Raw genomic sequence first — 6,916 nt, 5'->3', positions numbered from 1 at the left:
CTCATCGCCGCCATCCGAGGCTGAAAGCCCGGTCCCTTTGGGCCTTGCGCTGTCAGGTCCGTCAAATCCGCAAAAGCGTTCTCACACAGCCTCGGTGGAGAGCGGACCCCGGCTATCCGCCCTGAAGCAGACGTTCCGGCTTAGATCCAACCTCGTCGTAGCAGTCGGTTCAGTCCGGGCTCGGAAGTGGACATACGGACGTTGGCCTCTTCGTAGTGGCAGTCGGCGGCGGCACCCTTCCTATCGAACCGCTGCCAGTGGTGCCGAAGCCATCCCAGCAGGTCGAGCGACGGGCACCGCGCGCCCGAACCGTGCATAGAGGGCGGGCAGCACCACCAGGGTCAGGAGCGTCGCGCTGATGAGGCCGCCGATGACGACCGTTGCCAGCGGTCGCTGCACCTCCGCGCCCGTTCCCGTCGCAAGGGCCATCGGCACGAAGCCGAGCGCCGCGACGAGGGCCGTCATCACCACCGGCCGCAGGCGCGTGAGGGCGCCCTCGCGGACGGCTCGCACGACATCAATGCCTTCCGAGACCAGCTGCCGGATGTGGTTCAGGAGCACGAGCCCATTGAGGACCGCGACCCCGGACAGGGCGATGAACCCAACCGCGGCCGAGACCGAGAACGGCATGTCCCGCAGCCACAAGGCGGCGACGCCGCCGGTCAACGCCACCGGCACCGCGCTGAAGACGATCGCAGCGTCCCGGGGGGAGCCGAGGGCCCCGAGCAGCAGGATGAAGATCAGGGCGAAGCAGGCGGGCACCACGACCATCAGGCGTTGTCGGGCCGCCGTCAGGTTCTCGAACTGGCCGCCCCAGCGCACCTCGTAGCCGGCCGGCAGCTTCACCTCGGCGGCAATGCGTGCCTGCGCCTCCGCCACGAGCGAGCCGATGTCGCGGCCGCGAACGTTGGCCGTCACCACCACCCGTCGGCGCCCGTCCTCGCGGCTGACCTGGTTGGGTCCTTCCGTGAAGGCGAAGCTGGCGAGCTGCCGTAGGGGCACGCTCATCCCGCCCGCCAGCGCCGGCGCGGCCGGCACGCCGGTGCCAGCCCTGGCCGGGGCGGCCTGGGCGGCCGGGAGTGGCACCGGCAGGTTCTTCAACGCCTCGACGTCGTTCCGGACCGTATCGGCGAGCCTCACCACGATGGCGAAGCGTCGGTCGCCCTCGTACATCAGGCCGGCATCCTTGCCGCCGATGGCGGTGCCGATGACGTCCTGCACGTCGGCGAGGCTCAGGCCCCTCCGGGCGATCTCGCGCCGGTCGATCCTGAGCTCCAGGAACGGCAGGCCCACCGCCTCCTCGACCTTGACGTCGGCGGCCCCGTCCAGGCTGCGTAGGATGCCGGCGATCTTACGGGCGCCCTCGACCATCGGGCCGAACTCCTCGCCGAACACCTTCACGGCGAGGTCGTCGCGCACGCCGGCGATGAGCTCGTTGAAGCGCATCTGGATTGGCTGGGAGAAGCCGAGCAGGGTTCCCGGGATAAGCTTGGCTTCGGCCTCCATTCGGCCGATCAGGGACACCTTCATCTCGGTCGGGTCCGGCCACTCGGCCTGCGGCTTCAGGATGAGGTAGGCGTCGCAGGCGTTGGGCGGCATCGGGTCGGCGGCGATGTCGGGCGTGCCGCAGCGCGAGTACACGAACGCCACCTCGGGAAACTTGCTCATGGCGTCCTCGACGCCGAGCTGCATGGTCTGCGACTGCGTGATCGAGGTCGACGGGATGCGGCGCGCCTCCATGACGATGTTCTTCTCGTCCAGCGTCGGCGTGAACTCCTGCCCCAGCCGCGTCGCGAGCACGCCCGCGATCCCGAGCAGGACGACCGCGCCCGCCACGAACGCCAGCGGGGCGCGGATCGCGCCGAGGAGGACGGGCCGGTAGACCGCCTTCAACCCGCGGATGAGCGCGTTCTCGCTCTCGCTGACCCGGCCCGACACGAAGGTCGCGATCATCGCAGGCACGAGGGTCAGGGACAGCACGAAGGCCGCCACCAGGGCGATCAGCACCGTCAGGGCCATCGGCGTGAAGGTCTTGCCCTCGACCCCGGCGAAGGTGAGGAGCGGCACGTACACCAGGATGATGATGGCCTGCCCGTAGACGGACGGCTTGATCATCTCCTCGGCCGAGAGCCGGACCGTGGTGAGCCGCTCCTCCAGCGACAGCCTGCGACCGAGTTCGTGCTGGCGCTCGGCGAGGTGCCGCAGGCTGTTCTCGGCGATGATGACCGCACCGTCGACGATGAGGCCGAAGTCGAGGGCGCCCAGGCTCATCAGGTTGGCGCTGATGCGGCCCGCCAGCATGCCGGTGGCCGTGACCATCATGGCGACCGGGATGACCAGCGCCGTGATGAGGGCCGCCCGGATATTGCCGAGAGCCAGGAACAGGACCGCCACGACGAGGAGCGCGCCCTCGGCGAGGTTCCTGGCCACCGTCTTGATGGTGGCGTCGACGAGGTCGGTCCGGCTGAGGAGGGTCTTCGCCTTGATGCCGGGCGGCAGGAGCTTGTTGATCTCCCGGATCTTGGCGTCGGCCGCGGCCGAGACCGTTCGGCTGTTCTCGCCGATGAGCATCAGGGCGGTGCCCAGCACCACTTCGCGCCCGTTCTCGCTGGCCGAGCCGGTGCGGAGCTCGCGGCCGATCCCGACCTGTGCGACGTCGCTGACCAGGATCGGCACCCCGGCCCGGGTCGCCACCACGATCTCGCGGATCTGGTCGACGTTCTCCAGCAGGCCCCCGGCCCGAACGACGTAGCCCTCGCCGTTGCGCTCGATGTAGTTGGCGCCGCGGGTCGCGTTGTTAACCTCGATGGCCCGCGCCAGGTCGGCGAACGACAGGCCGTAGCCGACGAGCTTCATCGGGTCGGGCTGGACCTGATACTCCTTGACGTAGCCGCCGATGGCGTCGGCCCCGGCCACGCCGGGGACACTCTTCATCTGCGGTCGGATGATCCAGTCCTGGACCGTGCGTAGGTAGACCGTGCGCTCGAAGTCGCTCGTCAGCCGCTCGCCCTCAGGCGTCAGGTAGCTGCCGTCGCCCTGCCAGCCGGGCCTGCCGTCTCTGACCGGAGTCCCCTCGCCAGGGGGCTGGTACTCGACCGACCACCAGTAGATCTCGCCGAGCCCGGTGGAGATCGGCCCGAGCCTGACCTCGACGCCAGGCGGCAGGGTGCCGCGCACCTCGACCAGGCGCTCGTTCACCTGCTGGCGGGCGAAGTAGACGTCGATCTTGTCGCTGAACACCGCAGTGAGCTGGGCGAAGCCGTTGCGCGAGAACGAGCGCATGCTCTCCAGCCCCGGCGTACCGGCGAGCGCCCGCTCAAACAGCACCGTGACCTGCTTCTCGATCTCGACCGGCGTCAGCGCCGGTGCGACGGCGTTGATCTGGACCTGGTTGTTGGTGACGTCGGGCACGGCGTCGATGGGTAGACGCGCCAGTGCCCAGGCACCGAGCGCGGTGGCGATGAGGGTTACCAGGATGACCGCGTAGCGGTTGGTAATTGAGAAGGCGAGGATCGGGCGGATCATGGCTCAGTCCTCCGCCGCGGACTTGCCGAGCTCGGCCTTGAGGGTGAAGCTGTTGGCCACCGCGACCGCCTCCCCGGGTTCCAGGCCCGCCGTCACCTCCACGCTCTCGTCGTCAGACCGGCCGAGGGTTACCGGGCGGGCCTCGAAGCCATCCACCACCCGCACGAACACGTTGGGCTTGCCCTCCAGGGTCTGGATCGCGGCGGTCGGGAGGAGGACGCGCACCGGCTTGTCCGAGATGACGATCTCGGCGGAGACGAAGGAGCCGGGCCGCCAGGTCTCCTGCGGGTTCGCGAGTTCGGCCACGACGCGGGCGGCGCGGGTGTTCTGGTCGAGCACGGGCCCTATGAAGACGATGCGCCCGCGTGCCTCCGCGCCGGTCGCCTCGGTCCGGAACGTCACCTCCTGCCCCTCGTGCACCAGGGGAAGGTCGCCTGGGGAAACGGCGAGGTCTATCCAGATCTTCGAGAGGTCGACGACGCTGTAGAGCTCGGTCTCCAGATTGTCGCGCCCGACCGCCGCGCCGAGGTCGACCCGCCGCTCCACGATCCTGCCCGCGATGGGCGAGCGGATCTCCTGGCGCTCGAACTGCGCCTGGGGCTTCGTCGGCAGGGCGTCGATCTCGGCCGGCCCCAGGCCGAGGAAGCTCAGCTTGCGCCGGGCGGCGTCCTCCTTGACCTTTAGATCCTGGTAGCTCGCCTGTGAGCGCAGGTACTGCTGCTCCGACGAGATCCGCCGGTCCCAGAGCTCCTTGTCGCGCTCGTAGAGGGTCTTCTGCAGGGCGGCCGAGAGGCGCGCGGCAAGGTACTCGCCCTTGGTCTCGGCGATCTCGCGGCTCTCGATGAGCGCCACGACCTCGCCCTTGGCGACCCGGTCGCCCAGACCCTTGCGCAACTCTACGACGGTGCCGGTCGTCTTCACCGCGATCCGGGCAGTGTTGTCGGCGCTCGGGACGATGGTGCCCGGGACATGGAGGTGACGCGCGAGGCGGCCCTCGCCGGCGTCATCCGTGCGGATGCCGGCCTTGGCGATCTGTGCGTCCGTCAAGCGGATCAAGCCGGAGTGCTCCGGCTCGGGAGCCGCCGCCGGCGTAGGCTCACGGGACGGGACCGTGGCGGCGGGCCGGGCCCGCGCCACGAGCGCGCGGACCGCGTCCGGGGCCGCCGGCCACCAAGTCGCGACGAGGAAGCCGCCGGCTACGGCCAGCAGCACGAGGGGAAGACGTCTGAGCATGTCGTTGCCATGGGCGGGCGGCCATGCCGTTCGGGCAGGGCGGCGCGGCGCCGGAGTTCGAGAAACTGGGGGGACTGCGATCGTGGTCCGCCTCAGGCCCTCGGGGGCTTGAACAACCCGGGCGGCCGTCCGGGGGACCGCTCGCGCTCGTCGGAGACGGAGAAGGCCATGGCCGCATTCGCCCGCACCGTGGATGCTCCCTCGGTCGTGGGCATCACCCCCTGCGCGTGGGCCTGGGCATGGTACGCGAGATCGCCGGGGGCCCCCTCGTCCGAGCCATGGTCGTGTGTCGCGCCGGAGCCGATGTCCTGCGCCTGGAGCGTCACCGACGCCGCGTGTCGGGCCTCCACGAAAACGGGCATGACCGCGACGAGCGCCAGCATGAACGCGGCGGCTGCCGCTATGAGACGCCGCCCGAAGGACACCGACCACCCAACTCCCGTTCGGCCCGAGACCACCCCGATGCGCCCGATACCCTTCCCCTATCCTACCCGGGGGGATAGGATGTCAACATGGAACATGCGCACGCCTCCCACCCCGACATCGTCAAGCGCCTGAAGCGCGCCCACGGGCATCTCGCCGGCGTCATCGCCATGATCGAGGAGGGCCGCTCGTGCGTGGACCTCGCCCAGCAGCTCCACGCGGTGGAGAGCGCCATCGCCAACGCCAAGCGGGTCCTCATCGAGGACCACATGGAGAACTGCATCGGCGAGGGTGTCGCGGACGGCGGCAAGTCGGCCAAGGTCGCGCTGGCCGAGTTCAAGGCGCTGGCGAAGTATCTCTGATGCTGGCCGTCCTCGCGAACCGGACCTACAGGCACCTCTTCGCCGCGCAGGTGATCGCCCTGGTCGGCACCGGCCTGCTCACCGTCGCCCTCGGCCTCCTCGCCTACCGGCTGGCGGGGGCGGAGGCCGGCGCCGTGCTGGGCACCGCGCTCGCCATCAAGATGGCGGCCTACGTGCTCGTGGCGCCCATCGCTAACGCCTTCACGGGGCAACTGCCGCGTCGCGCCTTCCTAGTGGCGACCGACCTCGTCCGCGCCGGCGTCGCGCTGATCCTGCCCTTCGTCGACCAGGTCTGGCAGGTCTACGCGCTCGTCTTCGTGCTGCAATCGTGCTCGGCGGCCTTCACCCCGACCTTCCAGGCGACCATCCCCGACATCCTGCCGGAGGAGCGCGACTACACGCGGGCGCTCTCGCTCTCGCGCCTCGCCTACGACCTGGAGAACCTCCTCAGCCCCACCCTGGCCGCCCTGCTGCTGACCGCCATCGACTTCCACTGGCTATTCGGGGGGACCGTTGTCGGGTTCCTCTGCTCGGCCGCCTTCGTGGTCTCGGTGTCGCTGCCGTCGCCGAAGCTGCCCGAACGCCGCGCCGGGATCTACGAGCGCACCACGCGGGGGCTGCGCATCTACCTCGCCACGCCGCGCCTACGCGGGCTGCTCGCGTTGAACCTCGCCGTCTCGGCGGCCGGCTCGATGGTGATCGTCAACACGGTGGTGATCGTCCAGGCCATCCTGCATCGCTCCCAGAACGACGTCGCGATCGCGCTCGGCCTCTTCGGCGGCGGGTCGATGCTGGCCGCCCTCCTGCTGCCGCGGATGCTCGACCGCCTGCCGGACCGGACGGTTATGATCCCGGCGGCGGGCCTGCTCGGGATCGTTCTCCTCGCCTTCGCGGCCACGACCTGGGGCGGGGTCATCGGCTGGCCGATGCTGCTGGCGACCTGGCTCGTGCTTGGCATCGGCTACTCGGCAGCCCAGACCCCGACCGGACGCCTTCTCCGGCGCTCGGCCTCGCCAGGCGATAGGCCGGGCGTGTTCGCGGCACAGTTCGCGCTCTCCCATGTGGCGTGGCTGGTGACCTACCCGCTCGCGGGCTGGCTCGGCGCCAAGGTCGGCATGCCGACGACGCTGGCGGTCCTGGGGGGCCTGACCTTGGCAGCCATCGCGGCGGCGGCCCTACTCTGGCCCGCCTCCGACCCTGATGTGGTCGAGCACGTCCACGGCGACCTCAGGCCCGACCATCCGCATCTCGATGCCGGTGGCCATCGGCACGCTCACGCCTTCGTCATCGACGACCTGCACCATCGCTGGCCGGCAGGGGGGCCGGGGTGAGCCGGGCAGCCTGCTGCTTCCCACCCGTTCCAGTTGCAGGTC

General features: G+C 70.1%; 5 protein-coding genes. 2 read left to right on the top strand and 3 right to left on the bottom strand.

Annotation, left to right across the window (positions count from 1 at the left end):
- Positions 1-240: 240 nt before the first annotated feature.
- The 3 genes from ASF26_RS05325 to ASF26_RS05315 all read right to left on the bottom strand — a co-directional run bounded on the left by ASF26_RS05325 (position 241) and on the right by ASF26_RS05315 (position 5,141).
- Positions 241-3,525, bottom strand: coding sequence for a CusA/CzcA family heavy metal efflux RND transporter (locus ASF26_RS05325; protein ID WP_056250492.1), 3,285 nt, complete (start codon positions 3,523-3,525; stop codon positions 241-243).
- A gap of 3 nt (positions 3,526-3,528) precedes the next feature.
- On the bottom strand, positions 3,529-4,758 hold the full coding sequence (locus tag ASF26_RS05320; RefSeq protein ID WP_056250490.1) for an efflux RND transporter periplasmic adaptor subunit: 1,230 nt from the start codon (positions 4,756-4,758) through the stop codon (positions 3,529-3,531).
- Positions 4,759-4,850: 92 nt separating this feature from the next.
- Positions 4,851-5,141: a hypothetical protein gene (locus tag ASF26_RS05315; protein ID WP_147858676.1), complete on the bottom strand. Its 291-nt coding sequence runs from the start codon at positions 5,139-5,141 to the stop codon at positions 4,851-4,853.
- Positions 5,142-5,270: 129 nt separating this feature from the next.
- Between ASF26_RS05315 and ASF26_RS05310 the strand changes: the two genes are divergently transcribed.
- On the top strand, positions 5,271-5,543 hold the full coding sequence (locus tag ASF26_RS05310; protein ID WP_056250484.1) for a metal-sensing transcriptional repressor: 273 nt from the start codon (positions 5,271-5,273) through the stop codon (positions 5,541-5,543).
- Positions 5,543-6,874: an MFS transporter gene (locus ASF26_RS05305; RefSeq protein WP_056250482.1), complete on the top strand. Its 1,332-nt coding sequence runs from the start codon at positions 5,543-5,545 to the stop codon at positions 6,872-6,874. Before ASF26_RS05310 ends, ASF26_RS05305 begins: the two co-directional genes overlap by 1 nt.
- Positions 6,875-6,916: the final 42 nt, after the last annotated feature.

This window comes from Methylobacterium sp. Leaf93, assembly GCF_001422345.1.
Classification (GTDB): domain Bacteria; phylum Pseudomonadota; class Alphaproteobacteria; order Rhizobiales; family Beijerinckiaceae; genus Methylobacterium; species Methylobacterium bullatum.
The sequence above is the reverse complement of the archived record's forward strand: the minus strand, read 5'-3'. Positions and strand labels throughout refer to the sequence as shown.